The organism is Shewanella mytili, from assembly GCF_046765975.1.
GTDB lineage: Bacteria > Pseudomonadota > Gammaproteobacteria > Enterobacterales > Shewanellaceae > Shewanella > Shewanella mytili.
Window position 1 is genome coordinate 1 of the sequence record NZ_JBKOUD010000014.1, and the last position, 26,841, is coordinate 26,841.

Here is a 26,841-nt window from a genome sequence, read left to right on the forward strand (position 1 = left end):
TAAGAAGCGACTCTATGAATGACTGTTCTTATATAGAACACTCTTCAATGAGATAAATCGTTGTCGATGTATCTTCACTGTGAGTGCCCACACAGATTTGCTTGTCTCATTAATTGTTAAAGAGCAGATTCAGGGTTTACCCTGAACAGGGATGTGCATTCTACACTTTCCCGCTTTGGCGTCAAGTGGCTTGGCCACTCTTTTTTAACGCCGCTGATTAAGCTGCGTTTACGCTGTTTAATCAACCCTGTCACACCGTTAGCGTGTCGCTGTTGCCGTGTCAGTGGGTGCGCATTATAGGCCCCTTGACGGTTTGCGCAAGGGCTAATTTAAAGTTTTTATTTGTTTGTTCAAGAAACCATCCAACTGTTTAAAAGTTAAATGATTTGGGTGCAAAAATGCGCCGAATGGCCAGCCTTGGCAGGGAATTGAAGTGAACGTCCGTCTATTGAGTGTAGGCAATCATGACAATTGTGCCTAAAAAATTAGCAATACCGTGATGACGGTTGTGGCATTCTGTACTTACTATCGATGTGGGCCTTAAAGTATGATGAAGGCACCTCATGTAGCAGTGAGCAGGAAGGTAACATATGAGAGGGTGGATTATCTTGGCTGGTGTTGGTGGCCTTATCTATTATTTGGCAACCCAAACCCATACGTTGGATGAGCCCATAGCCACAACGGAAGTGTTGCTCAACAAAATTGAGCAGCGACTGGATGCGATGACGGGCACGCAGATCATCCGTATGGAGAAAAAGCACGCCCAGCTAAAAGCTGCGCTTTCAGAACGTTTGTCCAACGCTGAGCTACAAGAACTGAACCATGTGCTGGAATCCCAATATACAGTGGCGGATTTCAAGGCGGAGTACTGTAGGGGCAATGTGCTGACCCATCCGGTATTCAGTAAGGATAATCTGCAGTTTATCTGTGATAACTTCTAATCGTTTATCCTTTTAGGCCATCATACTATTCATATGACAGTGACCTCGGGTCACTTTCTTTTTTTATTTAGGGGCAGCAACCATGTCGCAATTTGTTTCAGATATTTTTGACGCCGAACGCTGGGAACAGGTTCCCGGTTTTGACTTTGAAGATGTGACCTACCACAGGGCCAAGGATCAGGGGACGGTTCGCATTGCCATCAACCGGCCAGATTGCCTGAATGCTTTTCGTCCCAAAACCGTGGATGAACTTTATACCGCACTGGATCATGCCCGCCAATGGTCAGATGTGGGATGTGTATTGCTGACAGGTAACGGCCCATCGGCCAAAGGCCAGTACTCGTTTTCTTCCGGCGGGGATCAACGCATTCGTGGCAAAGATGGCTACAAGTATGAAGGTGCGGAAGGCGGCAAGGCAGACTTGGCCCGCATGGGACGACTGCATATTTTGGAAGTGCAGCGCTTGATTCGCTTTATGCCTAAAGTGGTGATAGCAGTAGTGCCTGGCTGGGCAGTTGGTGGCGGCCACAGTTTGCATGTGGTGTGCGATTTGACCCTGGCCTCCAAAGAACACGCCGTGTTCAAGCAAACCGATCCGGATGTGGCAAGTTTCGACTCTGGCTATGGCAGTGCCTATCTGGCCAAAATGATTGGTCAGAAACGGGCCCGGGAAATTTTCTTCTGCGGCTTTAACTACAGTGCTGACGAAGCCTTTGCCATGGGCATGGTAAACCGTTCCGTGCCCCATGCCGAGCTGGAACAGGAAGCGCTGCGCTGGGCAAAAGAGATTAATTCCAAGTCACCCACCGCCATGCGCATGCTCAAATACGGCTTTAACCTGCCCGATGACGGCCTGGTGGGACAGCAACTGTTTGCCGGTGAAGCCACCCGTTTGGCTTATGGCACCGCCGAAGCACAAGAAGGGCGGGATGCGTTTTTGGAAAAACGGGATCAGGATTTTTCTGATTTCCCTTGGTATTACTGATAATTACCAAAAATATGGATACTGCAGACATCGTGGCCTGCGGTATCCATCATAAAAAACGTTTGGATTAATCTGGAATTTCCTCTTTTGTTTTTAATGAGAATCATTATCATTAAATTATCAACCAAGGGGGGAACCAGATTATGATTAAGACCATGACATTTGCCGTTTTGCACTTTAGTGTGGCATTCACCATTACTTATCTGTTAACCGGTAGCGTGCTGATTGGCGGAGCCGTTGCACTGATAGAACCCAGCGTGAACACCGTGGTGTTTTATTTCCATGAAAAAGTGTGGAAGCGCTACGAGATGAAAAAGCAACAAATGATGCCTCATTTGCCGGTGTAGCGGAGTAAGCATTTTGTGTGTGCCTGTCATCGCTGACAGCAACAGCCAACATCCGCCATCATGCGAAGCTCAGGCAAACAGTCCGGAAGACAGGTAGCGATCGCCCCGGTCACATATCATGGCCACCACCACCGCATCCTGCTGCTGACGGGCAATCTCTAATGCCGCAAACACCGCACCACCGGAGCTGACACCGGCACATATCCCTTCTTGCTGTGCCAACAGGCGGGCGGTGTTTTTGGCATCTGTTTCTTCCACGTCCCGGATCACATCCACCAGCGAGCGGTCAAATATCCCCGGCAAATAGGCTTCTGGCCAGCGGCGGATACCAGCAATGGCACTGCCGGGCGCAGGCTGCAACCCCACAATGGTCACATCCGGATTGCGGCTTTTCAGATAACGGGAGACCCCCATGATGGTACCGGTTGTGCCCATGCTGGATACAAAATGGGTGATCCGGCCATGGGTTTGCTGCCAGATTTCCGGGCCGGTACTCAAGTAATGGGCGTTGGCATTATCCTGATTGTTAAACTGATCCAGCACTTTGCCTTGCCCCTCGGCCTGAAGCTTTAACGCCAAGTCCCTCGCACCCTCCATGCCGGAGTCCACCAACACCAACTCAGCACCATAAGCCCCCATAGCATCCTTACGCTCCTGAGTGGCATCTTGCGGCATGATGAGTGTCATCCTATACCCCTTGATGGCCGCTGCCATTGCCAACGCAATGCCGGTATTGCCACTGGTGGCTTCAATCAGCCGGTCACCGGGGTGAATTTCCTGACGCAACTCGGCCTGACGGATCATGTTAAGGGCCGCGCGGTCTTTCACCGAACCTGCCGGATTATTGCCTTCCAACTTCACCAGCACACGGCTGTTGCCGCAGTTAAGGCGCTGCAAACGCACCAAGGGCGTATTGCCAACACAGGCTTCAAGGGTAGAAAAATCAGGCACGGTAGGGTCCTTTTTGTCACATCAAACGGCACTGAACAGAAGCGTCATTCTATGGGGATTGTGACGTTATGGCACGCCGCCGGTGCTTTTTTGGCTACAATAAATCGCTACTACATATTCCTAAATGATATATAAATTAGATTTATTATAAATATTAACTCCTATTAATCTAATGCTTCTCACGTCGAGCCATTGCCAGATTAAGGAGCCACACATGCCCGTGAAATTGATAAAGGCGCTGTTCATCCCGCTACTCTTGGGAAGTTCCCTGAGCGTTTCAGCCACAGAGCAAACGCTGCTTAATTCGTCCTACGATATTGCCAGAGAGCTGTTCAGCGCCTACAACCCTATGTTTGCCAAACACTGGCAGGCCCAAACCGGCAATACGGTCACTATCAAGCAGTCCCATGCGGGGTCTTCGGCCCAGGCCCGCTCCATTTTGCAGGGATTGCCCGCCGATGTGGTGACCTTCAATCAGGTGACCGACGTGCAAATCCTTCATGACCGCGGGCAGCTCATTCCTGCCAACTGGCAACAACAGTTACCCAATGCCAGTTCCCCCTATTACTCCACCATTGCGTTTCTGGTACGCAAGGGCAACCCCAAACAGGTGCATGATTGGGGCGATTTGGTCAAAGAAGACGTCAAACTGGTATTCCCCAACCCCAAAACCTCGGGCAACGCTCGTTACACCTATCTGGCGGCACTGGGCTATGCCCAGAAAACCTTCGGTAAGGACCACCAGCTGCAACAAGATGAATTCTTACGCCACATGCTGGCCAATGTGGCGGTATTTGATACCGGCGGACGGGGTGCCACCACATCGTTTGTGGAGCGAAACATCGGGGATGTGCTGATAACGTTTGAGTCGGAAGTGAACAACATCCGCCAGCAATACGGCGCTGATGACTATCAGGTGGTGGTGCCCAAGACCTCCATTCTGGCGGAGTTTCCGGTGGCGGTCATTGAGAAAAACACCCGGCGCAACGGCACAGAAGCACTGGCAAAGGCGTACCTCAGTTACTTATACAGCGAAGATGCGCAGCGCTTGCTGGCGGGATTCAACTACCGGGTACACAACCCCAAGGTGCAAGGCGAATTTGCCAAGCAGTTTCCGGCGGTAGAGTTACTCACGGTGGAACAGATTATCGGTGGCTGGGATAACGCCATGAAAACCCAGTTTGCCAATGGCCGCAAGCTCGATCAGCTGTTAACGCGCTAACGGGCATCCCCACTATCAGGGCAGTGATGACTGCCCGTTCTCCAGCCAGCTTCCAAGTAGGTGATGATATTGTCGTTAATTTTCACTAACCGCCGGTTTCGCCCGCTGCGGGTATTGCCGGGGTTTGGCATCAGCCTGGGAGTATCGCTGCTGTTTGTCAGCCTCATCCTGTTACTGCCCACCACCGGCCTTATCATGCAAACCAGCACCATGAGCGTAGCCCAATACTGGCAGGTCATAAGCGACCCGCGGGTGGTTGCCAGTTACCAGGTAACGCTTTTGGCAGCATTGTTGGCGTCTCTGCTCAATGGCGGTTTTGGCCTGTTACTGGCGTGGGTGCTGGTGCGCTATGAATTTCCGGGCAAACGGCTGCTGGATGCACTGGTGGATTTACCCTTTGCCTTACCCACTGCGGTGGCGGGCATTACCCTGGCAACGTTATATGCCGAAAACGGCTACATCGGCAGTGCGTTTGCCCAAATGGGGATCAAAGTGGCCTATACACCGCTGGGCATCATGGTGGCCATGATGTTCACCAGCATTCCGTTTGTGGTGCGCACGGTGCAGCCAGTGCTGGAAGCCCTGTCAAATGACGAGGAAGAGGCCGGCATGACTCTGGGGGCCAGCGACAGCACCATTTTTCGGCGGATTATTCTGCCCGCGTTATGGCCGGCACTGATGATGGGCATGGCGCTGTCGTTTACCCGCAGCCTGGGGGAGTTTGGCGCGGTGATCTTCATCGCTGGCAACATGCCTTATGTCAGCGAAATCATCTCGCTGATGATTTTTGTCCGGCTCCAGGAATTTGATTTTGCCGGTGCCAGTGCCATTGCATCGGTGGTGCTGCTCACGTCGCTCACTTTACTGCTGCTGATTAACTTGTGGCAGGGGCGTTATCTGCGCCGCATTCACGCGCATTAGGAGCCGGCCATGCACACACATAAAGCATCACGTATCGGGGATGGCGCGCTGATAAAATGGGGACTTGTCACTCTGGCGGTGTTACTGAGCGCACTGTTGCTGTTACTGCCGCTGTTGACCATTTTTCAGCAGGCGCTTACCAGCGGTTGGCAACGTTACCTGCAGCATCTGAGCCAGCCGGATGCGCTGCATGCCATAGGCTTGACCCTGATGGTGGCAGCGCTGACCATTCCGCTGAACCTGCTGTTTGGCATTTTACTGGCCTGGTGTGTCACCCGCTTTGCATTTCCCGGCCGCAAACTGCTGATGACGCTGATAGACATTCCGTTTGCCGTCTCCCCGGTGGTTGCCGGTTTGCTTTATCTCTTGCTGTACGGCAACAGCGGCTGGCTCGGCCAATGGCTGTTTGCCCGAGACTTGCAAATCATGTTTGCCTGGCCGGGAATCGTGCTGGTCACCCTGTTTGTGACCTGTCCGTTTGTTGCCAGAGAGCTTATTCCACTGATGCAACAGCAGGGCAGCGCCGAAGAGGAAGCCGCCGTGATTCTGGGCGCCTCCTGGTGGCAGCTGTTTCGCCGGGTCACCCTGCCCAACATCAAATGGGCATTGATTTACGGAGTTATTCTCACCAATGCCAGAGCCGTTGGGGAATTTGGCGCCGTTGCCGTGGTTTCGGGCAACATTCGCGGTGAAACCAACACCTTGCCTTTGCATGTACAGCTGCTGTACGAGGACTATCAGGCAGAAGCCGCATTTGCCAGCGCCTCGCTGCTGGCCCTTATCGCCCTGTTGACCCTGCTGCTGAAAGCCCTTGTGGAATGGCGGCAGCAACGCAGCCTGTCCAACCATCACCAACCGAGTCGTGTATGAGTATTCGTCTTAGCAACATTGCCAAACAATTTGGCCGCTTCCCGGCGCTTTCGCCACTGGATTTGACCATTCACCAAGGCGAAATGATGGGCTTGCTGGGGCCATCTGGCTCCGGCAAAACCACCTTGCTGCGCATTATTGCCGGACTGGAAACCGCTGATGACGGCACCATCCATTTTGGCGAACGCGAGGTAACCCGGCTACACGTGCGGGAGCGGCGAGTGGGGTTTGTATTTCAAAATTACGCGCTGTTTCGCCACATGACAGTGGCCGACAATGTCGCCTTTGGCCTGCAGGTAATGCCCAAGAAACAGCGGCCAGCAGCCGCGGTCATCGCCCAGCGCGTGGCCCAGTTGCTGGAAACCGTACAACTGGGGCATTTGGCCCAGCGCTACCCGGAGCAGCTTTCCGGCGGACAAAAGCAGCGCATTGCCCTGGCCCGGGCGCTGGCAACCCAGCCGGAGGTGTTACTGCTGGATGAACCCTTTGGCGCACTGGATGCCAAAGTGCGAAAGGAGCTGCGCCGCTGGCTGCGCACCTTGCATGATGAGCTTAAATTCACCAGCGTGTTTGTCACCCATGATCAGGATGAAGCACTGGAACTGTCTGACAGGGTGGTGGTCATGAGTCACGGGCGTATCGAGCAAATCGACACCCCGGCACAGCTTTATGCCAATCCCAACAGCCGTTTTGTATTTGATTTTCTGGGCAATGCCAATGTGTTTGACGCCCGCTGGCACGCGCAAGGCTGGCATAATGGTGCCGCGTTCTTGCTGCCCCCTGAGCAGCCCGCCTTGCAACAGGACGGACAGCTTTATGTGCGCAGCCATGAACTCATGCTCACGCACAAAGCCAGCAGCCAGGCATGTTTGCCCTTTACCGTGGTGAGCATTACCCCCATTGGCGCCGAAGTGCGGGTAGAGTTGTCACCCCGTGGCTGGCTCAGTGAAACATTATGGGAAGCCCGCTTGGCTCATCAGCAACTGCAGGAGCTTGCCATTACCCGGGGCAGTCAGGTGTTTGCCACCCCCACCACAGGTTACTTTTTCGGGGCGCAGCCCCCTGCAGACACGCCGCACGCCAGCGCCCCGGTAAAAATCCACTGGCCATTTCTGCCAAAAGGGATACTGGCATTTGATATTTAAGCATCGGCCTGGATGACGACGTCTAAGCCAATGGGTTGAATTTCAATGGTTACCGGCCCACATAAAAACAGGCCCTGCCGACATTTGACTGCCGCAGCGCCTGTTTTTACTCAATCAACGCATTAGTGGCTAATGCATTAGTGGCTATGGGACGCCTCGTCATCATGCTCAACGGGTACGCCTAACCAGCTAACGGCCGCTGGCACGAAATCCAGCTCAATATCACTCACGATGCTGCCATGGACGATATCCACTTGCAGCACATGTTGTGCAATGGGGTCGCTGATGTACACATACTCGCCATCCTGGGCGATGGCCATGGAAAAGCTTAATCCCGCAGGCATGGCGCCAAGGTCTTGCTCTGTAATGGCAATGCGCTGAGTCATTTCCCAGTGATGGTGATCATCATGTTCATGGGCAGTCAATACGGAAAGATACCCGTGATCATCCAGCACCATGAAGCGTTCACCACTGCTTGAAAACCCATAAGCCAAGGGGTTGGCACCGTCTTGCCCCTGCCAGTCAACCAGTTCCATTGTTTCATGGGCAGCAGAGATGGCCACCAGCATGGCGTTACTGCCTTTTTGTGATGCCACCCCAAAAATGTCATCGCTGTCATGATGGGCATACAGCGCGCCAACACGCCGCTCACCTAACGCCGCCAGGTTAGCGATTTTTTCAGCATGAAAGTGGTCATCATGCTGGTGCGCCAGCAATACGCCATCACTGCAGCCAAAGATCACATGATCCTCATTCTGGGCAGCGCCATGCAAATCGGGACAACGCACATCCAGGGTTTGCGTTAATTCATACGCTCCGTCATGGGCGTGAAATACGCCTACGGTATCGGGCAATACCGGATTGGCGGATTCACTTTCCACATCATCGCGCCGCACGGTTGCAAGCAGTGCATCACCCCGGGGTTCGGCCACGCCGTGCATGTTAATGGTGTAATCCAGGGTAGGAATATCGCGGCGCGCTGCGGCAATGTCCGTATCGGTTAACACCTGTACTTTGGCGGGCACGGCGCTGGCGGCATTACCATCAAAAAATACGGCCAGTTGCCCGTCATGGGCCACCAGGTGGGCAGGCGAAGTACCGCTTAAATTAAACGAGCTTAACGCCGGGGCTTCACTGTAATCATGCGCGTGATCCACATGATCTTCTTGCCACAAGCCACCATCAACAAACTCGATTAAGCCGTTATCCTTATGGGTGATAACGGCATAGCGGGCACCGGCAGAGGCCGACAGTGCGCCACCGCCATAACTTAAGCTGAAAGTGTCTAGCAGGCTTGCCTTGGCAATGTCGAACACGGCAACCTGGTTGCTGTCAGCCGCAAGTACCGAAAGACGCCCGCCAGCCACTTGTGCATCATCATGATCATGTTCATCAGCAGCTTCAATGGCGGGTTGCTCCACAATGGTGGTTTTGGCGTCACCGCACCCCGTTAGCATGAGCATGCTCACCAAGCCCGCCATATAGCTCATCTTCATAGTTGTCATGAATAATTCCTTTAATGCTTTAATGAGAATGGGTTAAAACGAACCTCGTAAGCCCACGGCGATACTGCGTCCCGGCCGTGGCGCGATATTTTTCAGAAATGACGAATGAACCCGTGCGGCTTCATTGGTGAGGTTGCTGCCTTTGAGATAAAAAGTGATGTCCTGGGCAAGTACGTAAGTGCTGTATGACACGGAAGCATCCACCAGCGTGTAGCCGTCGGTGGGGGTTTCATAAGCCGCTATGCGATCTTGCTTGCCGTAACGGGTGATATCCAGGTCGGCCGCAAAGCCCTCATGCAGATAGCTGAAACGGGAGCCGTAGCGCAACGGTGGCGTGTAAGGCAGGTCGCCGCCGCCGTTTTGCAATCTGGCACGCACATAATCGGAAAACACCGAGGCCTTGAAATCGTCAGTTACCTGCCATGAAATTTGTGCTTCAAAGCCGTGCAGCGTGGCGTCTGCCATTTGAAACAGGTACACCGGCAGTTCTGCGGCGTGGTCATGATCCGCATGTTCCTCACCGCCTTCATCACCGTGATGGTGACCGCTTTCGGCATAAAGCCCGGTGTCGATTTGGTAATAATAGTTATCTACCTGATTGTAAAAAGCGTTGATAACAAAACCGACATCGCCCTCGGTTTTACGCAAGGTCAGGTCAATGTTGTTGGCGGTTTCCAGCGCTATGTCGGTGTCCGATAAACCGATGGCCGGTTCCTCCTCGCCAGTCAGGCCGAACAAGGCCCCGACTTCGTAACTCCCCGTGCCAATATGGGGGCCAAATGAAAGCAGCTCAGAAGCTGATGGCGCCCGTTGTGAACGGGATACGGCAATCCCCAGGTTATATCCGGGGGTAAAATCCCACACCAACCCGGCTGAAAGGGAGATGGGGGTGAATTTTTGCGATACGTCAAACACGCGGGTAAGTGCCTCGCCGTGATCATGGTCATGATCATCGTGCCCCTCATCATGGGAATGGGCGGCCAATGAGGGTAATTTCACCGTATTCGCATCCAGGGTTACCCGCTCAACCCGCGCACCGAGTTGCAATAAAACGTCACCAAAGCGGCGCTCTTCCATCAGCGCTAACGCCTGCATTTCAAACTCGGATGGCGGGGTAAAAGCCTCGTCCCCCTGGGCCGCGACATCACTTTTTTTATAATGAAAGCTAATGCCGCCCTGCCAATCAGCAAATGCTGCGTGAAGAAAATCAAGACGCAATTCATCGGTCTTGTTTTTAAACACCGTACCTACTGCGCCATGCTCGATTTCAGCATGTTCGTACTTGGTATGGCCGGCCCTGAACAACAGGCGTTCAAGCCAGTCGCCATTGACATTGTATTCTCCGATGAGCTGGATTTTTGTTTGATCCAGGTCCGCATAAACATGCTCGGCTGCATCATCATGGTCATGTTCATCACCGCCATGTGTATGGCCAGGGATCCCGTATTCCCGGTTGAATTGCTCCACCGCTACGCCAACATAACCATCATCCATCAGGTAACTGGCCCCGAGCGTGAAACCATTGGACTCTTCACCACTATTGGCAACGAAATGCTCGCCTTGCGGATCATCCGCATCTGCCGCCACAGGGGTTTTATAGTCGTTGGACTCTCGCCAGTAACCGTCGGCATACACGGCAATGTTTTCCGTGCCGCTGGTAACATTAAATGAGCCTAACCGCTGATCATTTACCGAGTCCGTCTCCAGTAGCCACTCGCCACGCGTGTCACTGTTTGTGGGGATGCGATTGTCAACAATGTTCACTACGCCGCCAATGGCGCCGCTGCCATAAAACAAGGTGGCCGGGCCACGTAAGACTTCAATTTGCTGTGCGGTAGAAGCCTCGCCGGCAACGGAATGGTCAGGCCCCACCCGTGACACATCACTGACATCCAGCCCATTTTGGGCAATCTGTACCCGCGGGCCACTCAAGCCGCGGATAATGGGGGTGCTTGCCACATTACCGTGAAAATTTGATTGAACACCCGGCAGTTTCTCCAGGGTATCGCCCAAGGTGGCTGATTGCTCCCGTCGCAAAGCGTCACCCGCAAGCACACTCACTGGCGATGCGGACTCCATGGTCGACATGTGCATGGGCGTTGCCACCACATCAATGACCTCAATGGATGAGCGCTGCAACTGAAACTGCTGCCGGCTTATGGCATCAACAACGGACACTTTCTGGTGTAAGTGCGCGAATCCCGGAGCATAAACATGAAATTCATATTGCCCGGCGGGAATATCTTGAATACTGAACTGGCCGGACGCATCCGCTGTCACCGTAATGTTTTTCGCTTTTATCTCAACAATGGCGCCGCCAATGGGCTTTCCGTCCGGATGGGTGATTTGTCCTTGAAGGCTTTGTGCAGATGCGGCGAAAGGCAATGCCATGCTGATCAATATGGCAAGACGACTGGGTTTTAACATTTTGTTCTCCGTAATAACGCACGCTAAATTCGAACCGTATGACGCAATGTGGCAGTGCAGTATGGATAAAAGCGCTAACTGCCATTTTTAATTTGAAAACATATTTACAATTAAAAACAGCATCTTACCTATCAAATGCGGGTTATGAACGCTTTAAAAATAATGTTATAACATAACATGTGATTGCAAATCAAAAAATTCATGCTGGTTTAAGGGTGGGGAAATTACCGGGCAAAAGATGCTCGGCATCAAACGTCATTCACGATGTATCGGCTTACAGTGTCATCCTCTCCGTAATCCGCTTACCGGGAAAATCATCAAAATGTTATGATATAACGCTTTGGTGATTGAAATATGACATTGGGAGCCATGAACAAGCATGAATAACAAAACTCCGCTTATCATTTTGAGTGGCTTCCTCGGTGCCGGCAAAACCACACTGCTAAGAAACCTGCTACAACAGGCCCACCAGCAGCATGTTGCGATAAGCGTCATCGTGAACGACATGAGCACGCTGGATGTAGATGGGGTGGTCATCGCCAATACGGAATGGGTGAGCTCGGCAAAAGGTAACTTTGTAACCATCGCCGGATGCAGCATTAGCAGTCCCCAAGGCATGCAAAAACTGGCCGAGGCAATTGAAGAGCTTGTGCATCAAGGCCGGCCAGACTTGATCATATTGGAGACTTCAGGCGCAAGTCACCCGCTGCCTCTGGTTGAATATCTACAGTGGCATCAAGATGTGAGGCTCACAAGCATTCTCACGGTGGTGGATGCCTCGATGTTGGCGCAAGATTATGCCAATGGGCAACAGTTCATCCCCGCCCTGCAACAGCGCTTGCAACAGGGCTGCCGTGCCACGGAAAACCTGCTGGCGGAACAGATCATGTTTTCCAGCCAACTGCTTTTGAGCAAACATGACAAGGTTTCCTCCGGGCAACTGCAGTTGATTGCCCAAGCCATCCATCCGCTGAATCCTTACGTGGCAATCACGGCGGTATCTTGGGGTAACCTGTCCCTGGATGGCTTGCTTAATGCGCCCGCTTATGATTTTCAACGGGTCAGCACCCTGATTGCTGAACTGCGTGAAGAAGTGCAGCAAAGCCTGCAAGCCAGCCACAATCCCCAACAACCTTGCCACCAAGTAATCGCGGATGACAGGCCTTTTCACCCCCAACGCCTATGGGATGCCTGTCACCATCACCTGGGGCAAGGGATTTATCGCAGCAAGGGGTTTTTCTGGCTTCCAACGCGGGATGACATGGCATTGCTATGGAATCAAGCGGCGGGAAATATCAATTTGGAACTCATCAGCTACTGGAAAATCGGTGTACTGGCGCAAAGAAGCGGAAAACTGAACAGTGTGGAAATTGCCAGACTGCAACAACAACTGGCCAAGACCAAAGGGCGTTTTGGCGATCGTCGTTGCCAACTTACGGTGATTGGCGAAGCCGCTGCAACAGCTGCATTTTGCAACGCCTTGACAGCCTGCTTTCTCACTGATGCTGAAATTGAGCACTGGCAAGCCGGTGGAAAATTTGCAGATCCTTGGCCACAACGTTTTGCCATGCTCAAGTGAAATGCCGCGATTGCTGCACAACCTGCCAAAAGTTGACCAAGACGACAAAAGGTCATTTCTCTCGCGGGATTTTGTTGCCTGAGCCCAAACGGGCTAATAACCCGGATAAAGAATCTATATACTAGGCACGTATCAAGAATTGTTGGTGAATTGATGATGAGTGTTGAAAGTATTCTGGACCATGCAAAAGTGCGCTGCAAAGCCCAAGGCGGACAATTTACTCACAAACGCCAAATTGTACTTGCGGGCCTGTTGGCATCCGGCAAAGCGGTGTCGGCCTACGAACTGGCAGATTACTGCAAAAACGAGCTTGGCGAGAATATTCCGGTAATGTCGGTGTATCGTATTTTGGAATTCCTGCAATCCATGCACCTGGCGCACAAACTGAGTTTGGTCAACAAATTCGCCGCATGCTCCCACATACTGGATGATGACGAACATCAGCATCACGCCTCAACCATGTTTCTTATCTGCAATCAGTGCCAGACCATCAAAGAAGTGCCACTTACCCGTGACATTTTTCACGGCCTGCAAAAAAGCATCAACCAGGCCGGCTTCCAGTTCAAAAACAAACAGTTGGAATTCGATTGCATCTGCGATGCCTGCGCCGCCCGCCTGTCTTCGGATGCGTGATCATTCATTTCAAAATGGGCTCCCTCACATACCGCATTGCAGGTTGCAAGGGAGCATCTCAGTGCCTTCCAAGAGGCTTGGCTTCCTAAATCGGTTGAACTAACGCTTCTAACTTGTTGGATTACTTCAGGTGTGTTTCAAGTGTACTAGCTCAGACCTGATCTGACAGTTACCCCGTTTACTGGTGCCTTCGTCAGATTAGATTTGAGCTAAATTCTTTGTATTAGTGTGATTACCAAGGGATACAGGCGATATAATTACCGAGCAATTTTGACGTAATCACACTAGTACAGTTCAATTACCAGCGAAACAAGTTATCTTTCATCCCTTTGAGGCTATCAACAGCAACTGCTTTTAAAATGAAAAGCGCCCTTGAGCATTTAGTCAACGTCGATAGCTTCAGTTAAACAGAATTGCGCCAGAAATAGCGGGGCTAGAAAGGTTGCCCTTTCAACACCTTTTTGGACAAAAGTTTGTTAGGACGGTGGCTAAATCAGGCGAATTTCAGATAGGAATTTTTATGGGCTAACGCCTCAATAACCGGCGCAGCTTCGCTGCGTCCGGCGCCGAAGGCGCGTAGTTGATTGACTTGTTAAGCACTTACACCTTCAGCCAATTTAAGTAATTCGGTTTGATCTGCTGTGATTTTACCCCTTTCTACAGCATCATAGTATAAATTAACAAGGCTCTTTATATCGTCATCGATCAATAGCCCGTTCTCTTTTGCAGATCTAACTGTTTCAATTATTTTATTAACAAGCAATTTTGACCGAATATTACTTACCCTTTCAATGAGAAAGAAAGCTTGCGCATTAGTTGGGTTTTTCTCTGTATTACCCCAGAAGTGATTCATGGCTGCGACAACACCAAAGCATCGACGCTCGAAGCGCACGGACGAGATATAAATATCTAGAATTAGATCTTTACTAAAAACGCTCGTAATCCACGGTGCCAATGCCAACTCAATAAATTTACGCCTTTTTGTTTTGCTTAAATCTGTAATAAATAGCGTTCGCACAAGCTGCTGCACAATGGTTGAACCTCCGGATCTTGGCTTAAGATTAATCAAGCCTAATAAACTTCGAGCAAGCGATTTATAGCTAATTCCAGAGTGACTATAGAAGTCTTTATCCTCAATGAAAACGAGAAACTTCTTGATATTTATGGTAGATATTTTGAGCCTGTCAGTTTCATAGACTGCCAATTTAGCTCGATATGCGATGTACTCAGTATTTTCAGTTAATGGCAGCCCTATGATTCTAGATAAGAACTTATAAAATAGAAGCCGAGATGTTTCATGAGTATCTAACAAAGATAACCGATAGATAACCATTGCAGTTAAAAACCAGAGAAATCCCATTAACAAAATAAAAATTGAATTAATTTCCGTTGGAATAATACCAGGATTCTGTTTAATAAAGTAGGCGCTCAAGAATAATACTACCGAGCTTGAAATAATTGAAATAATCCAGAAAGGGTAAGCCGCATATGTTAGCCAACCGGGGAATAATCTCAGAGCAAGCGGCTGATCCGCTCCTTCGATTCTCCAGTTGGGCAGCAAGAGCTGGACATTTCCGTAACTTAACCCCAGCATTCGCCTCAATATAATGACCTTTCTTCCGGAAAAAACAATTGCCCTTTGTCGGTCAGAAAAATACTTTAGACTTATAAATGAGAACCCAATAATTATAGACAATAAAATTAATGAAATAATGTACGGTGGAATTACTCCACTAAAAACGCTTATTAGTTGGCTTGAAGAACCAACCAATAACGACCCTAATGCAGCCGATGAAACAAGCGTCACATTTGATGCGTTTAGAAAAACCCTTTCTTCTGACTCTAGGTTCTTGGCTGAAACCTTATACTCCTCTAAAGCAATATCGCGATCATCAAAATGGTAAGTAGGAAAGTGCTGTCGCCATCCTTGTTTATAGTCTTCTTCGATCAATGTACGATTTCCATTTTATTGCTTAACGCTTTGCTCACCGGAAAATTGGGAGCGCAGCGAGTAATTTTTCCGTGTGCAGCAACTTGTTATGCATTGGACTGCAGTGATTGTCCAATAACTCGAACCACGTCATCACCTGGTTCGAAGGTCATGGGAAAACCGCTGACATTAAGTATTTTGCTATTCATTTTAATTACCAGCTTGTTATTTTCTATTTCGAGATCAAATATTGCTGCTCTTTCTCTGAGAATAGTTTTAGCCAGAATTCTAATGTCTTGGGTATTAGTGCCAGAATTCAACTTAGCCATTGCTGGAGCTGCAATCGAAAGAAGTACATCCCTCAAGGATTCAGCTTCATTGATTTTCTCGCCCTGCGAAGCGTATTCAATACACCTAACGACCTCAGGAAGGAAAGAGATGATATTCTCATTATTCTGATTTTCTAAGAAATCAATTTCATCTACAGCAGCACTAGGTTTACCTTCAGAGGTAAGCCGGTCTGATGATTGATAATATGATTCAATTGCTCCACGACGGAGAATAAAGCAACCGGCAAATTCTAAAATATCAAGAGCTGCCTCTAGTCGTCTCTTCATTGCTATCCAGTCAGATCCAGAAACTAAGTCTGCTAAAGCACTTTCATCAAGTTCGAAAATAGTTGAAAAGCATGACCGTCTTTTAGCCAGAGACTCATCAATATCTTTCTTATTGATCCAGTAAGGATGTTGCATCGAATGACTAGATATTTCATTCCATTTTTCAGTCACCAAACTGCAGAAGTCTCTATAAATACTCGTAACTAGACTAGAGGCAGATGAAGCCCCCGATAAGGCAGCTTTCTGATCAGATTTTTCACAGCCAGTAAGAAGGTTATTTGCTAACTCAAGCCCATCTGCAAATGCATCTGCATCTGCGAGAACAATAGGCTTTTTACCTAATAATTTCATAAACTTGGATACAACAGGCATTTGCCCTGTACCTATAACAGGAAGTATTTGTGAACCAGCCGCTTCCAGATGATATTCCAATCTATGGGATAGAAAACTACATAGCAAAGCATCAGAAGGCCCTTCAACAAGAAGAGGCCGTTTACAAAATAATGATAATTTGTGCTCCTGCCCTAATCTAGCTACTAAAGTTTGTAACTTTCTGTTTTGCAACTCACCAGCCGATGGGTCAACTTGGGTGGGCGGTGTGTCTAAGTCATGGCAAAATACTAATGAGGAGAGATCTTCACATTTAGAGATTTTGAGCATTTCAGTTGAATGCGTCGCCATTATTATTATTTTTTTGAAACCGCCTTCGTCTGGGTGGCCTGAAGCCTCAACGATTTCGTTAAGGAGGAATGCTTGAAGCTGAGGATGAAGGGATACTTCTGGTTCATCCAATAATAGCGCTCCAACTTCATCATCATATAGTGCAGATAGAATACCAACTAAATGAAGTAAACCAGACGCCTCTCTTCCAGATGAATATGGCTGTGTATCATTATCTAATCGCGCAAATACGACTTTGAGAGTTCCTCCGTCCCATTCAATAATCAAGTCACGTTTAAATAACTTTCTCAATCGTTCTTGTACTTTTACAAGTATGTCAGCCCTTTCAGAAAGTGTCTGAAAATCACCGTTCAGAGTTTCAATATTATGCCTTCTTGACACATCGCTCTTAGAACCGAAATTAGCATCATCAAATCTGATATGACCTGATCTGTGGCCATCATAATCAGACCTAAAGTTTTCTAAAGAGCCCATTCGACCGGCAGAAACAAATCTTACCTTTTTACCGGCAACGTGAGCTGGTAATGAGTTTTTAATACCTCTTAAAAGATGCGTTTTTCCGCTTCCATTAGGTCCAATTAATACAGTTAGTCCACCTCTGATAAATAGTGTTCGTTGATATGAACCATTGTGGCTTTGAATAGTTGAGTTCAATTCAATCGGAAAAGTCATCGTAATCCTTTATAAATGCATAACGCCTTGCTAATGGGCGCGAAAATGCTTGGCTAAAATTAGCGACGAAGGAGCGCAAGCCAAGCGTTTTGCGTCCTTTTGAGCAACTTGTTATATGTACATTGCTCATTTTATTGGATTTTTATTTAGTCGTAACTTGGTTTTAAGGGCAATAAACAATGCTGGAATCTGTAAAACTATGAATGAAGTGCCTAAACCTTTAACAGAAATTTCAGCAGTTCCAGTCAAAATAAGAACCGAAGCCAAGATAAGCCAAATCACGAAGAAAAATAAGCCGTAACCGATCAGTGATTTGAAAACTATTTGATTATCTGGTGACATACTTTCCTGTACATATAACAGCTTATTAGCGAGACCTTGCAAGGTACGCTACCTTGTAAGGTAGGAGGCCAAGCATGTATAGACACACTAGTAAGACTCAAAAAACTTATTGTAAATTATACAGTAAAGTAAATTATGCTTCAGCACAATACGATCAGGGTGATGTATTAGCTAAACGAATTCCTGAGCTTCGTAGAGTTATTGAAATTACCGATTACGACAATGGCATACCAACTACGCACACGTTAAAGTTATATAAAAACAATCGTATTGACTGCTACAGAGTAATAGTTGATGGCAAGCTTTGGAAAGAGCGTATTGGGTGGAGCAACATTCTTGCAGGCATTAGAAAAGCACTACCAAGATTATCTAGAGAAGGGTAAGCCTCTAGAAGAGTAGACACTTTGTAGCATTACTGAAATTTGGTCAACAGAACAGTACCAAGCAAAGCTAGTTCAGTCATGCGAAACAAGCTTTGGGGCATTTTCGATTTAGAAATGGCAGCGTACCGATGTGAACGCTGCCATTTTAGATCTTAATTGTCAGACCACAACCCTATAATTGTTTGATTATCAAACTATTCCACTGTCACTGATTTGGCGAGGTTGCGGGGTTGGTCCACATCGGTGCCTTTTATCAGGGCAACGTAATAGGACAACAGCTGCAACGGGATGGTGTAAATCAATGGGGCCATGTATTCATCACAGTGAGGCACGGGGATGACTTTCATGGTGTCATCAGAGGCGAATTCGGCATCCACATCGGCAAACACGTACATCAAGCCCCCGCGGGCGCGCACTTCTTCCACGTTGGATTTGAGTTTTTCCAGCAGTTCATTGTTGGGGGCCACCACAATCACCGGCATATCCGCATCAATCAACGCCAGCGGGCCGTGTTTCAGCTCGCCGGAAGCATAGGCTTCTGCGTGAATGTAGGAGATTTCCTTGAGTTTCAGGGCACCTTCCATGGCAATGGGGTACTGATCACCCCGGCCAAGGAACAGGGCATGGCTCTTGTCGGCAAAATCTTCGGCCAGTCCGGCAATGGTTTCATCCAGCCCCAGAATTTGCTCGACCTTGGCCGGCAGTGATTGCAGGCTGTGCACCATGGCGGCTTGCATGTCGGCGCTCATGCCGTTGTAGCGGCCAATCACGGCGGTCAGCATCAGCAGGCCCGCCAGTTGCACGGTGAAGGCCTTGGTGGACGCCACACCGATTTCAGCACCGGCTTTCATCATGTAGGCCATGTCGGATTCGCGCACCAGTGATGAGCCGGGCACGTTGCAGATGGTCAATGACGAGGTGTATCCCATCTCTTTGGCCAGACGCAATGCCGCCAGGGTGTCGGCAGTTTCGCCAGACTGGGAGATGGTGACAAACAGGCTGTTGGGGTAGGTGAAGGATTTGCGATAACGAAATTCGGAGGCAATCTCCACATTGCAGGACACGCCGGCCCACTGTTCCAGCCAGTAACGGGCGGTCATGGCGGCATGGTAGCTGGTACCACAGGCGATGATTTGTACGTGGCGAACATCTTGCAGTAATGCTTCGGCATGATCACCAAAGGCGGATGCCAGCACTTCGCCCTGGGCGATGCGTCCTTCCATGGTGCGGGCCAGGGCCAATGGCTGCTCGTGGATTTCCTTCAGCATGTAATGGCGAAACTCGCCTTTATCGCCGGCATCATGGGTGATTTCAGATTCCTTCACTTCCCGCTGCACCACCTCGCCCTGACGGTTATAAATCGTCACGCTGCGGCGGGTGATTTCCGCCACATCGCCTTCTTCCAGATAGGAAAAAGAACGGGTGACCGGTAGCAGGGCCATTTGATCAGATGCCACAAAGTTTTCGCCCAGGCCATATCCCACCACCAGAGGGCTGCCGCTGCGGGCCACCACCAGGCGTTCGCTGTCGCGACGGTCAATCACTACCGTGCCGTAGGCGCCTTTGAGCAGTTTCACGCTGGCCTGCACCGCACTGAGCAAGGAGGTGGTTTGTTGCAGTTGCTGATGCACCAGATGGCAGATGACTTCGGTATCGGTGTCTGACTGGAACTCATAGCCCTTGGCAATCAACTGCTGGCGCAGTTCGGCATGGTTTTCAATGATGCCGTTATGCACCACGGCAATGTCGCCGTGGGACTCATGGGGATGGGCGTTGCGTTCGTTGGGTTCGCCATGGGTGGCCCAGCGGGTGTGGGCAATACCGGTACCACCTGCCAGAGGATGCTGCACCAGGGCGTCAGCCAGTTCCTGCACTTTACCCACCCGGCGGATGCGCTCCAGTTGCTGCTCGTGGATTACTGCCATGCCTGCTGAATCATAGCCGCGATATTCCAGTCGCTTCAGGCCTTCCAGCAGAATTTCCATCACATCCCTTTGCGCTACTGCGCCAACAATTCCACACATGTTATTTCCTGCATTAATGCTTAAATTATGAATGCTGCCAAGGCACCAATAAGACGTTGATGCCATGGCCGCGAATGGTGTCTGCCGCCTCACACGAGAGGCGGTCATCAGTGACCAGGGTTGACACGCTGCCCCAAGGCAGCTCCAGATTGGGAATGCGCCGCTGCATTTTGTCGGATTCCAGCATCACCACCACTTGCTGGGACACTTCGGCCATGACCTTGCTCAAGCGGGTGAGTTCATTGAAGGTGGTGGTGCCCCGTTCAAGGTCGATGCCGTCGGCACCAATGAACAGCTGGTCAAAGTTGTAAGAACGCAGCACCTGCTCGGCCATTTGCCCTTGAAAAGACTCGGAATGGGGGTCCCATGTGCCACCGGTCATCAATAATGTGGGCTCGTTTTCCAGTTCATGCACCGCATTGGCCAGTTGCAGGGAGTTGGTCATGACCACCAGCCCCTGTTTTTGGTTCAGCTCGGGGATTAACCCCAGCGTGGTGGAGCCGCAATCGATGATGATGCGGTTATGATCGCGGATAAGCCCGGCGGCTTTGCGGGCAATGGCCAACTGATTGGCTGAGGGCCCGCGCATGGGGGCTGCCACCAGCTCTTGCGGTAACGATACCGCGCCACCGTAACGGCGCAGCAGCAAGCCGTCGTTTTCCAGTGCCGCCAAATCCTTGCGGATGGTGACTTCCGAGGTGTCGAATGCTTGGGCCAGTTGCTCTACGCTCACTTCGCCCCGTTCATTCAACAGGGTGATAATGGTGTGACGCCGTTGTTGGGTATTGCGTTTGGTCATGCTTGCCTCAAGTTTCGATTCGAAAGAAATTATATTCAATCGAAACTTAAATGCAATCTGCCGCCATAAAAAAAGCAGCCGGATGATACCTGGCTGCTTGATGGGATGGGGGTTACCGGTTAGAAGCGGCTTTCCAGTGCCAGGCTCAGGTGACGGCCTTCACCCACGGTGACATCGGTGTTGCTGCCGCCATCAAGGTAATCCTTGTCGAACAGGTTTTTAACGTTCATGCGCACACTGACATCCGCCCCCAGAATGTTCATGGTGTAGGCGGCGCCCATGTCAAAACGCACATAACCGGCCTTGCTGATGGTGTTGGTCTGGTTGGCAAAGCGTTCGCCCACATATACCGCACCAAAGTTAAGTGCCAGGTCTTCGGTCATTTCATAACGGGTCCAGACGTTGGCCGACCATTCGGGGGCATCGATGGGGGTCTTGCCGTCCAGCTGCTGCGGGTCGTATTCATCGCGCACATATTCCGCATCCAGATACATCATGGAGCCGGTCATGAACCACTGTTCGCTGAGGCGCCCTTGCGCGCCCAACTCCATGCCGCGATGGCGTTGCTCGCCGCTTTGAGTGGTGATGGATTGCTTGCCATCGGCCGTGACGTTAGCCAACTGCTGGGTAACGGTGACGTTGGACACCTTGATGTCAAATACCGCGCCGGTCAGCAACAGGCCGCCGTCAAACAGTTCCCATTTGGTGCCAAGTTCGTACTGCTCGCCGTATTCCGGATCCAGATTGAGCTTGTAGTTGACGTCGTTTTCATCATTCACCAACCCTTGGGGCGTAAAGCTCTTGGAGTAGTTAACGTAAAAATTGCCGTAATCCACCGGTGAATAAATCACGCCGAACTTGGGCGACACGGCATAGCTGTTATTGCCAACGCCGTCTTTTTTCTGCTCGTCGTAACGCACCCCGGCCAGCACTTTCCACTGTTCGTTCAAGGTGATCAAATCTTGCAGATAGAAACCGTAATGCTTGTAGTCACTTTCCGACTTGGTGTCATCATCATGGTAATCCAGCGCCGGTCGCGCAACCGGCGAGCCGGGCATCACCAACTGGTTTTTAGTGCCGGATACCCGTAACTGGCCGTAGTAGTACTTGAGCATGTTGCCGCCCAGCAGCAGCTGGTGCTCGATGCCTGCGGTGGTGAACTGGCCGGTAATGTCCACAAACCCGGTCTTGTGCTGCCAGTCGTCGTAACGGTCAAAGGCGCTGATGGTGTACCCATCGGCAAAAGGGTCTTGTGAGTTTTTTGCCAAGGCCGGCGCGGAGTCCAGCCGTTGCCGGTTAAACTGCTGGTCGTTGTAACCGGTTTTTACCTGCCACTGGCTGTTGAAGTGATAGGTCAGTTCAGCCCCCAGATTTTCTACCGTGTTATCGGTAAACGCCCAAGGCATGTCCCAGATAATTTCCCGGCCGCCAATCAGCTGGCTGTCATCATTCAACCAACCGCCCCGATCGATACCGGTCTTGTCTTCGGTATGGTCATAGCGCAGTGCCAACAGCAGGTCGTCGGTCACATCAAATTCCAGGTTCAGGTACCCCAACCAGCGATCCCGCTCCTGATTGTCGCCGTTTTGGTATTCACGCCAATACTGGCTGTCCTGCTTAACCAGCACCGTGCGATAACGTATGCTTTGGGCCTCATTAAGGCTACCGCCGGCATCCAGCTGCAAGCGGGTGGAGCCGTTGTCATCGGTATCAAACCCCAGATTCAGCAAACGATCATGGGTGGGCTTTTTGGTCACCATGTTAATCAGGCCACCGGGGCCGGACTGGCCATACAGCATGGATGACGGCCCCTTGAGCACTTCAACCTGCTGCAGGGTTTCAATGGGCTGCACATAGTGTGACCACTGCTGGTGGCCATTGATCAGGTAACCCGAACCAGAACTCAGCTCAAAGCCACGGATGTTGAACACCTGGCGGTTCCATTTTTCACTGCCGCCGGTAACGCTGGAGTCGTTGACCAGGACTTCTGAGAGGTTGGTTGCCAGCTGCTCATCGGTAACAAAGTCTGGAATGACGGTAACGGACTGAGGGGTTTCCATCAGGCTGATATCGCCGCGCATGGCACCTGACGCAACACCGGTTTTATAGTCGTTAAACCGGTTGCCGGTCACTTCCATCCGTTCCATGTCCTGCGTCATTTGCTCAGCAACTGCCGGAACAGCGGTGAGTGCTGCCATAACGGCCATGCCTGAAGTGGAAAGCTTGAACCTCATAATTACCTCATTTTTAATGCTGGTAGATGATCGATTAATAAATTAGAGGCAAATATAAATGAGAAAGATTTGCATTTAAAGTGTTTTGATCATATTTCGCCATTTTTTATGTTTCATCCCCCAGTGAGGCGCCATAAACACGCTGATGATTTTTGCCATTACACAATGAGTTTTATTTTGTTTATTAATGAGATAAGCAATAAAAAGGGGAAGTGTTTGCCACTTCCCCCATAACCGTTGTTAAATTCGGGTATTGCTTTATTTGGGTTGTTTCACCGGCCGTTTCCATTCCGGGATATGTTTCTGCTTCACTCGGGTGATGACCAACTCATTGGCGCCCACATTGCGAGTGATGGTAGACCCGGCTCCCAAGGTAGCCCCTTTGGCAATGGACACCGGTGCCACCAGCTGGGTGTCACTACCAACAAACACGTCGTCTTCAATCACGGTAAGGTGTTTGTTGGCACCATCATAATTACAGGTAATGGTACCGGCGCCAATGTTAACGCCATTGCCGATTTGCGCATCCCCAAGGTAGGTCAAGTGCCCGGCCTTGGAGCCTTCCCCCAGCACCGCTTTTTTCATCTCGACAAAATTCCCCACATGGGCCTCGGCTTTCAGCTCTGCCCCCGGACGCAAGCGGGCAAAGGGCCCGGCATTGGCATTTGGCCCGATTTTGGCGCCTTCCACCACCGTATAGGGTTTTACTTCACCGCCATCGGCAATTTCACAATCCACCAAAATGGCACCGGCGCCAATGGTCACGTTATTGCCCAGTACCACTTTTCCTTCAAAAATGACGTTGATGTCAATCATCACGTCCCGGCCGATAACCACATCGCCGCGTACGTCGATGCGGGCAGGATCTCGCAAATTGGCCCCGTTTAGCATCAGTTGCTCGGCCATGCGTGCCTGATAGGCCCGCTCCAGCGTGGCCAGTTGCAGCCGGTTATTGGCGCCTTCGGTTTCAATAGCATCCGTAGGGTGGGTGGTGGTAATGCATGCCCCGTCCCGATGGGCCATGGCTATCACGTCGGTGAGGTAATATTCGCCTTGGGTATTGTGGTTATCCAGTTGTCCCAACCACTGTTTCAGCTGTTTGCCAGGAAGCGCCATAATGCCGCTGTTCACTTCCGTAATGGACAGTTGTTCTGTGGTGGCATCTTTTTGTTCCACAATGCCAACCACCTTGCCGTTTTCCCGCAAAATCCGGCCATAACCCGTAGGATTTGCCAGGTTGACGGTGAGCATGGCCACACCATCCTCGGCGCGGGTAGCCAGCAAGGCCTGCAATGTTTCGCTACGGATAAGGGGCACATCGCCATACAGCACCAGTACGGTGTCATCATCGGCAATGGCTGGAATGGCCTGGGCAACGGCATGGCCTGTGCCCAATTGCTGCGGCTGCGCCACCCAATGGATTTGCGGATCGTCAATGGTGGCCTGTAACTGCTCGCCACCATAACCGTACACCAGGTTTATCTGCTGGGCTTCAAGCGCTTTGGCGGTATCGATGACATGCTGCACCATGCTTTTATGAGCAACTTTGTGCAACACTTTGGGCAAATCGGAACGCATCCGGGTTCCTTTCCCGGCCGCGAGGATCACAACATTGAGCGACATAACCACTTCCTTTATCCAAATGACCGGCACATTCTAACCAAATTGGCAGCCATCTGCAGTGTTCAAATAATATCTTGGCGCTGCCAACATCAAATGCAGGCAATAAAAAAGGCGCCTGTAGGCGCCTTTTTTTGCAGAGTTACATTATCTGGCAATGTTTTTCTTGATGGTCTCGACCACACGCAACTGGGCAATGGCTTTTGCCAGCTCAATTGTTGCTGCCGCGTAATCAAAGTCAGCCCCCGCGTTAGCCATTTCGGCTTCGGCGCGACGCTTGGCTTCTACAGCGGCCTGTTCGTCAATCTCATCGGCACGCATTACGACATCAGCCAATACGGATACAGAAGAGGGTTGCACTTCCAGGAGTCCCCCGGACAGATAAAACACTTCTTCTGAACCATTTTGTTTGACGATGCGCGCCATGCCAGGTTTGATATTCGTCAGCAGTGGAGCATGTCCGGGCATTACACCCAGCTCCCCATCCGCACCGGTTACCTGCAAACTGGCAACTAAGCCGGAATAGATTTTGCTCTCGGCACTGACGATATCAAGTTGTACTGTCATGGCTGCCATCCCGTTCTCCTATCAAAACCAGAGTATTCTCTGATTACTTCTTGTTGGCTTTCTCTACTGCTTCTTCGATAGAACCAACCATGTAGAACGCCTGTTCTGGCAGGTGATCGAATTCACCGTCCAGAATGCCTTTAAAGCCACGAATGGTGTCTTTCAAAGAGACGTACTTACCTGGAGAACCGGTAAACACTTCAGCCACGTGGAATGGCTGTGACAGGAAACGTTCGATTTTACGAGCGCGGGATACTGTCATCTTGTCTTCATCAGACAATTCATCCATACCCAGAATGGCAATGATGTCTTTCAGCTCTTTGTAACGCTGCAGTACGTGCTGCACGCCGGTAGCCACATCATAGTGCTCCTGGCCAACCACTTGAGGATCCAACTGACGAGAGGTGGAATCCAGTGGGTCAACCGCTGGGTAGATACCCAGAGAAGCAATCTGACGAGACAGTACCACGGTAGCGTCCAAGTGGGCGAAAGTGGTTGCAGGGCTAGGGTCAGTCAAGTCATCCGCAGGTACGTAAACGGCCTGTACTGAAGTGATGGAACCCACTTTAGTAGAGGTAATACGTTCTTGCAGAACACCCATTTCTTCAGCCAGTGTAGGCTGATAACCCACCGCTGAAGGCATACGACCCAGCAGTGCTGACACTTCAGTACCCGCCAGGGTGTAACGGTAGATGTTGTCGATGAACAACAGTACGTCACGACCTTCGTCACGGAATTTTTCAGCCATGGTCAGACCGGTCAACGCCACACGCAGACGGTTGCCTGGTGGTTCGTTCATCTGGCCGTAAACCATTGCCACTTTGTCCAGAACGCCTGAGTCTTTCATTTCGTAGTAGAAGTCGTTACCTTCACGGGTACGTTCACCTACACCTGCGAACACAGACAGACCTGAGTGGGCTTTGGCGATGTTGTTGATCAGTTCCATCATGTTAACTGTCTTACCAACACCCGCACCACCGAACAGACCTACTTTACCACCCTTGGCAAACGGACAAACAAGGTCGATTACCTTGATGCCGGTTTCCAGCAATTCAGTGGTGTTTGATTGTTCTTCATAAGAAGGAGCTGCACGGTGAATGACGTAACGATCGTCTTCCCCGATAGGGCCCACTTCATCTACTGGCTCACCCAATACGTTCATGATACGGCCAAGTGTTGCATGACCTACCGGAACAGAAATGGGGGCACCAGTATTTTCCACCTCGATACCACGACGCAAACCATCGGAAGAACCCATGGCGATGGTACGAACTACACCACCACCAAGCTGCTGCTGTACTTCCAGCACCAGGCCTTTACAGGCGCCTTCACCAACGATTCTCAGAGCGTCATATACCTGAGGTACGGCATCATGTGGAAACTCTACGTCCACAACCGCGCCAATTACTTGGACAACAGTACCTGTGCTCATGATTAATCCTCTAA

At 50.5% G+C, this 26,841-nt stretch carries 22 protein-coding genes; 10 read left to right on the forward strand and 12 right to left on the reverse strand.

The features are described from left to right. The first annotated feature begins 590 nt into the window (after positions 1-590). From ACIDEJ_RS12645 to ACIDEJ_RS12655, 3 genes are all read left to right on the forward strand, one after another. Entirely contained in the window at positions 591-941 is a 351-nt protein-coding gene (locus tag ACIDEJ_RS12645; RefSeq protein WP_411988425.1) for a hypothetical protein, read from the forward strand. 82 nt (positions 942-1,023) lie between these two features. After that, positions 1,024-1,926 (forward strand): 1,4-dihydroxy-2-naphthoyl-CoA synthase, encoded by a 903-nt coding sequence (locus ACIDEJ_RS12650; RefSeq protein WP_411988426.1) that lies wholly within the window; start codon positions 1,024-1,026, stop codon positions 1,924-1,926. Positions 1,927-2,069: 143 nt separating this feature from the next. Further along, the gene (locus tag ACIDEJ_RS12655; protein WP_411988427.1) at positions 2,070-2,273 is read left to right on the forward strand and encodes a DUF2061 domain-containing protein; all 204 of its coding nucleotides are present in this window, start codon (positions 2,070-2,072) and stop codon (positions 2,271-2,273) included. Positions 2,274-2,342: 69 nt separating this feature from the next. Here the strand turns inward: ACIDEJ_RS12655 and cysM are convergent, their stop codons facing one another. Continuing rightward, entirely contained in the window at positions 2,343-3,224 is an 882-nt protein-coding gene (gene cysM / locus ACIDEJ_RS12660; protein ID WP_411988428.1) for a cysteine synthase CysM, read from the reverse strand. Between the two features lie 214 nt (positions 3,225-3,438). On the opposite strand from cysM, the gene cysP reads away from it, so the two are divergent. From cysP to ACIDEJ_RS12680, 4 genes are all read left to right on the forward strand, one after another. Beyond that, a complete protein-coding gene (gene cysP, locus ACIDEJ_RS12665) occupies positions 3,439-4,446 on the forward strand; it encodes a thiosulfate ABC transporter substrate-binding protein CysP (protein ID WP_411988429.1) in 1,008 nt (335 codons plus the stop codon). 69 nt (positions 4,447-4,515) lie between these two features. Then, the gene (cysT, locus tag ACIDEJ_RS12670) at positions 4,516-5,367 is read left to right on the forward strand and encodes a sulfate ABC transporter permease subunit CysT (protein ID WP_411988430.1); all 852 of its coding nucleotides are present in this window, start codon (positions 4,516-4,518) and stop codon (positions 5,365-5,367) included. A 9-nt stretch (positions 5,368-5,376) separates the two neighbouring features. After that, the gene (gene cysW / locus ACIDEJ_RS12675) at positions 5,377-6,237 is read left to right on the forward strand and encodes a sulfate ABC transporter permease subunit CysW (protein ID WP_411988431.1); all 861 of its coding nucleotides are present in this window, start codon (positions 5,377-5,379) and stop codon (positions 6,235-6,237) included. Beyond that, positions 6,234-7,382 (forward strand): sulfate/molybdate ABC transporter ATP-binding protein, encoded by a 1,149-nt coding sequence (locus tag ACIDEJ_RS12680; protein WP_411988432.1) that lies wholly within the window; start codon positions 6,234-6,236, stop codon positions 7,380-7,382. Before cysW ends, ACIDEJ_RS12680 begins: the two co-directional genes overlap by 4 nt. A gap of 137 nt (positions 7,383-7,519) precedes the next feature. On the opposite strand, the gene ACIDEJ_RS12685 is transcribed toward ACIDEJ_RS12680, so the two are convergent. Further along, entirely contained in the window at positions 7,520-8,887 is a 1,368-nt protein-coding gene (locus tag ACIDEJ_RS12685) for a 5-methyltetrahydrofolate--homocysteine methyltransferase (RefSeq protein WP_411988433.1), read from the reverse strand. Between the two features lie 33 nt (positions 8,888-8,920). Continuing rightward, the gene (locus ACIDEJ_RS12690) at positions 8,921-11,314 is read right to left on the reverse strand and encodes a TonB-dependent receptor (protein WP_411988434.1); all 2,394 of its coding nucleotides are present in this window, start codon (positions 11,312-11,314) and stop codon (positions 8,921-8,923) included. Positions 11,315-11,693: 379 nt separating this feature from the next. Here ACIDEJ_RS12690 and ACIDEJ_RS12695 point away from each other — a divergent pair, with 379 nt between their 5' ends. Together ACIDEJ_RS12695 and ACIDEJ_RS12700 are read left to right on the forward strand one after the other, a co-directional pair. Beyond that, a complete protein-coding gene (locus ACIDEJ_RS12695; RefSeq protein ID WP_411988435.1) occupies positions 11,694-12,893 on the forward strand; it encodes a CobW family GTP-binding protein in 1,200 nt (399 codons plus the stop codon). 156 nt (positions 12,894-13,049) lie between these two features. Next, positions 13,050-13,526 carry a Fur family transcriptional regulator gene (locus ACIDEJ_RS12700; protein ID WP_411988436.1) on the forward strand — a complete coding sequence of 159 codons (477 nt, stop codon included), beginning with the start codon at positions 13,050-13,052 and terminating at the stop codon, positions 13,524-13,526. Positions 13,527-14,118: 592 nt separating this feature from the next. Here the strand turns inward: ACIDEJ_RS12700 and ACIDEJ_RS12705 are convergent. The 3 genes from ACIDEJ_RS12705 to ACIDEJ_RS12715 form a co-directional block, all read right to left on the reverse strand. Next, positions 14,119-15,477, reverse strand: a complete 1,359-nt coding sequence (locus ACIDEJ_RS12705) for a biosynthetic peptidoglycan transglycosylase (protein ID WP_411988437.1) — start codon at positions 15,475-15,477, stop codon at positions 14,119-14,121. Between the two features lie 86 nt (positions 15,478-15,563). Then, complete coding sequence (locus ACIDEJ_RS12710; protein WP_411988438.1) at positions 15,564-17,426, reverse strand: ATP-dependent nuclease; 1,863 nt, start codon at positions 17,424-17,426, stop codon at positions 15,564-15,566. A 126-nt stretch (positions 17,427-17,552) separates the two neighbouring features. Continuing rightward, positions 17,553-17,768, reverse strand: a complete 216-nt coding sequence (locus ACIDEJ_RS12715) for a hypothetical protein (protein WP_411988439.1) — start codon at positions 17,766-17,768, stop codon at positions 17,553-17,555. Between the two features lie 74 nt (positions 17,769-17,842). On the opposite strand from ACIDEJ_RS12715, the gene ACIDEJ_RS12720 reads away from it, so the two are divergent. After that, positions 17,843-18,151, forward strand: coding sequence for a hypothetical protein (locus tag ACIDEJ_RS12720; RefSeq protein ID WP_411988440.1), 309 nt, complete (start codon positions 17,843-17,845; stop codon positions 18,149-18,151). A gap of 194 nt (positions 18,152-18,345) precedes the next feature. Here ACIDEJ_RS12720 and glmS read toward each other — a convergent pair whose 3' ends face one another. The 6 genes from glmS to atpD all read right to left on the reverse strand — a co-directional run bounded on the left by glmS (position 18,346) and on the right by atpD (position 26,827). Continuing rightward, positions 18,346-20,175: a glutamine--fructose-6-phosphate transaminase (isomerizing) gene (glmS, locus tag ACIDEJ_RS12725; RefSeq protein WP_411988441.1), complete on the reverse strand. Its 1,830-nt coding sequence runs from the start codon at positions 20,173-20,175 to the stop codon at positions 18,346-18,348. A gap of 25 nt (positions 20,176-20,200) precedes the next feature. Then, positions 20,201-20,974 (reverse strand): DeoR/GlpR family DNA-binding transcription regulator, encoded by a 774-nt coding sequence (locus ACIDEJ_RS12730; RefSeq protein ID WP_411988442.1) that lies wholly within the window; start codon positions 20,972-20,974, stop codon positions 20,201-20,203. 119 nt (positions 20,975-21,093) lie between these two features. Further along, positions 21,094-23,208: a TonB-dependent receptor gene (locus ACIDEJ_RS12735; RefSeq protein ID WP_411988443.1), complete on the reverse strand. Its 2,115-nt coding sequence runs from the start codon at positions 23,206-23,208 to the stop codon at positions 21,094-21,096. Between the two features lie 258 nt (positions 23,209-23,466). After that, positions 23,467-24,831 carry a bifunctional UDP-N-acetylglucosamine diphosphorylase/glucosamine-1-phosphate N-acetyltransferase GlmU gene (glmU, locus tag ACIDEJ_RS12740; protein ID WP_411988444.1) on the reverse strand — a complete coding sequence of 455 codons (1,365 nt, stop codon included), beginning with the start codon at positions 24,829-24,831 and terminating at the stop codon, positions 23,467-23,469. 144 nt (positions 24,832-24,975) lie between these two features. After that, complete coding sequence (locus ACIDEJ_RS12745) at positions 24,976-25,404, reverse strand: F0F1 ATP synthase subunit epsilon (protein WP_411988445.1); 429 nt, start codon at positions 25,402-25,404, stop codon at positions 24,976-24,978. A gap of 34 nt (positions 25,405-25,438) precedes the next feature. Then, entirely contained in the window at positions 25,439-26,827 is a 1,389-nt protein-coding gene (gene atpD / locus ACIDEJ_RS12750) for a F0F1 ATP synthase subunit beta (RefSeq protein WP_411988446.1), read from the reverse strand. Positions 26,828-26,841 lie beyond the last annotated feature (14 nt).